Origin of the sequence: Chryseobacterium polytrichastri, from assembly GCF_900142445.1 — a bacterium.
Lineage (GTDB): Bacteria > Bacteroidota > Bacteroidia > Flavobacteriales > Weeksellaceae > Chryseobacterium > Chryseobacterium polytrichastri.
The window spans coordinates 1-2,357 of record NZ_FRAV01000086.1 but is presented as its reverse complement, the minus strand read 5'-3'; the positions used below and the strand labels follow the sequence as shown (position 1 = coordinate 2,357).

The 2,357-nt window shown below is 28.9% G+C and carries 5 protein-coding genes and 1 pseudogene; 3 read left to right on the top strand and 3 right to left on the bottom strand.

Annotated elements, in window-relative coordinates:
* A pseudogene (locus BUB80_RS23975) lies at positions 1-264 on the bottom strand (hypothetical protein); the annotation flags it as partial.
* Positions 265-429: 165 nt separating this feature from the next.
* On the opposite strand from BUB80_RS23975, the gene BUB80_RS23095 reads away from it, so the two are divergent.
* The 3 genes from BUB80_RS23095 to BUB80_RS23305 all read left to right on the top strand — a co-directional run bounded on the left by BUB80_RS23095 (position 430) and on the right by BUB80_RS23305 (position 1,279).
* Positions 430-648: a hypothetical protein gene (locus tag BUB80_RS23095; protein ID WP_139262911.1), complete on the top strand. Its 219-nt coding sequence runs from the start codon at positions 430-432 to the stop codon at positions 646-648.
* A 265-nt stretch (positions 649-913) separates the two neighbouring features.
* Positions 914-1,039, top strand: a complete 126-nt coding sequence (locus tag BUB80_RS24030) for a hypothetical protein (RefSeq protein ID WP_262484457.1) — start codon at positions 914-916, stop codon at positions 1,037-1,039.
* Positions 1,040-1,093: 54 nt separating this feature from the next.
* The gene (locus tag BUB80_RS23305) at positions 1,094-1,279 is read left to right on the top strand and encodes a hypothetical protein (protein WP_083547386.1); all 186 of its coding nucleotides are present in this window, start codon (positions 1,094-1,096) and stop codon (positions 1,277-1,279) included.
* A gap of 413 nt (positions 1,280-1,692) precedes the next feature.
* On the opposite strand, the gene BUB80_RS23080 is transcribed toward BUB80_RS23305, so the two are convergent.
* Positions 1,693-1,986: a Bor family protein gene (locus BUB80_RS23080; protein WP_073298075.1), complete on the bottom strand. Its 294-nt coding sequence runs from the start codon at positions 1,984-1,986 to the stop codon at positions 1,693-1,695.
* Positions 1,987-2,148: 162 nt separating this feature from the next.
* The coding region (locus tag BUB80_RS23075; protein WP_139262908.1) for a DUF4822 domain-containing protein at positions 2,149-2,357 on the bottom strand (209 nt) is incomplete at its 5' end.

Genomic DNA, 2,357 nt, shown 5'->3' with positions numbered 1-2,357 from the left:
TTGACGTTTTTTGTTTTGCAACTCTAAAATGACAATTTTTATCAAACTTTTAGCCCTTACTCTTTTTTTATTAACAATTTTTAAACAGGCTCTAAGTATGAAAAACTTTTTGGATAGCTGTGCTTCATGGTCATTGATCTCCAATTTCGCCCACTTGTTAAAAATACCTTCTAACTGTGTACTGAACTTATTAGCCCATTTCATTACTTCATGAGCATCATCAGGGTGCTGTTTTGATCCAGAAGTATTACGGGTGTACAACATTAGTCATTTGACAATAATTCGAAGCAGAATATTATATACTTATCTCGCATTCTATTTTTAAAATATCGAAAGGAAATATATTGTATATTAACTATTTAAATATAGACTAATTCGACTTTAATAATAACATTGAGTATACAATTATCAATAAAAAAAGATGCGCCCTTGCGCTTCCAGAAAGACCTTTCGGACTTGCTGGCTACAGAAATTGAAGAGTTTTATGGAGTATCACTTAACCTAGAGATTGAAAGTAAAGAAATAGTTTACATGCTATATAAGTCACATTTTGGAATTTTGGTAAAAAGAATTCATATCTCTTTACTTTCAGGAATGGTAATTAATTATAATATAGCTACATCATTTTTAGGAATTCGTATTATTTAAAGTATTGATATTTTAAATAGAGTATTGAAAATCTCTTCACTGTGTTATAGAATATATTCATAATTGGAATATTCAACTTAATGTGGTACTTGTAGGTTTCATAGGAAATTAGAATTTCTATATGAAAGGTTGTTATATCTTTTTTAAGGTTATAAAAACTAGAAAACGATTATCAATATTGTTTGCAAACTATATTAAAGGTAGGATTTCAATGAATCTTTTACTGCTTAGCAGCTTATTCAGTGGTATTCTCTTTTATTTATATATGAAAAATAAAACTATAACTCCTTTGTTTATAAAAAGTAGTTATGCAAAAGAACTGATAGATTTTATCCTTGGGCTTTTGGTAAACAGTCAGAGACAGATAGAAAAACAGACATCAGATAATTAATGAGTAACTAATTCCCAAGTCAACTCTTTCAAAATAGATAAGTAAATATAAAATATGGAAAAAAATATTCCAGATTATAAAAAAAATTTTGCTGATATCATTGAAATGAAATATCCGCATAAAAAAGAAGAGTGCTTCCATATATTGGATAAAGAAGATATTTCATTATTAGATGTCTTGACGCTGAACTCTATAAGATTTGATATAGATGCTAGTAAAATATCGATTGTAAATCAGTAAGTTAAGGCGTATGATGAAGATTCTATAATGTATATGTTAGACTACCAGAATAAAAATGGACTGACGAGTTCTGAGACTGTAATTCATTTCAAGCTCAGCAGGAATAACTCTAACTAAGTGGAAAAAATTATTCAGAAAGAAAATCGGAAATGTAGATGCAAAACTATAATAGATATCTTTTGTTTACTGAATCTTGCTCTCTCAGGTAACATTATTAACATTATTATTTAATACCTCAAGATGTATTAACAGAAAGTTATGATACTTAGAACCTATAAAAGAAAAAACAGTAGAGATCTGAAAATCTCTACTGTTTGATAATATGTTTTTATTTGTTTAATCCGGTATCGTTTTTTAAGGACAGGACGTTATAATCAGTTTGTAAATGAGGGTTTAATAACGACCAAATAATTTTATTTTGTAACAGTTGTTACCGTCGGAGTATATATGCCGAATGTTACTGCAGCAATTAATCCATTGACAAAAGTTTGTTTGGTTTCAACAGTGTAATTTTCTGTAGTACCAGCCATTGCTCTAGAATTAGAAATATTTCCAGGAGCTAAACCCTCAATGAAATAATGATTCCATTTTTTAACCTTTTGAGTGCCTAGAGCACCTTTTCCGACAACACTTGTATAGGAATAACAAGATGTTAGTAAAATTGAAGCTGTAAAAGCAACAGTCATCATTCTAAGTGTTTTTTTCATTTTTATAATTTAAATTATTTATAATTAATAGCCTATTTAAATTTCTTAATTTAATTTTTTAAGTAGGGCGTATTAGACTAGTTCAAAGTATATATTAAAAATAGAAGTAATTGATAGTCAATCATGGGTATAGAAATACTTGAAATAAAACTTAAATAGACTCTAAGGTTCCATATGGTTGACCTTAGTATGAACGATATCGTAATATACGTTTGGATTAGCTGCATTAGGAACCACTCTATAAGTAAATGTTGTATCATTTAGCGTAAGAATTTGTGTAACTCGGGTCCATGCTACAGTTCCATCTGGGTTTTTAGCAACCAATGTTCTTGTTTTTCCATCTGCAGAAATAGACCAGTCTCCTTGGCTTC

What these genes read in the sequence shown, in the direction of transcription:
- BUB80_RS23305 (WP_083547386.1), top strand. Translation starts at nt 1,094, where the DNA reads ATGGAAAAAAATATTCCAGATTATAAAAAAAATTTTGCTGATATCATT.
- BUB80_RS24030 (WP_262484457.1), top strand. Translation starts at nt 914, where the DNA reads ATGAAAAATAAAACTATAACTCCTTTGTTTATAAAAAGTAGTTATGCA.
- BUB80_RS23080 (WP_073298075.1), bottom strand. Translation starts at nt 1,986, where the DNA reads ATGAAAAAAACACTTAGAATGATGACTGTTGCTTTTACAGCTTCAATT.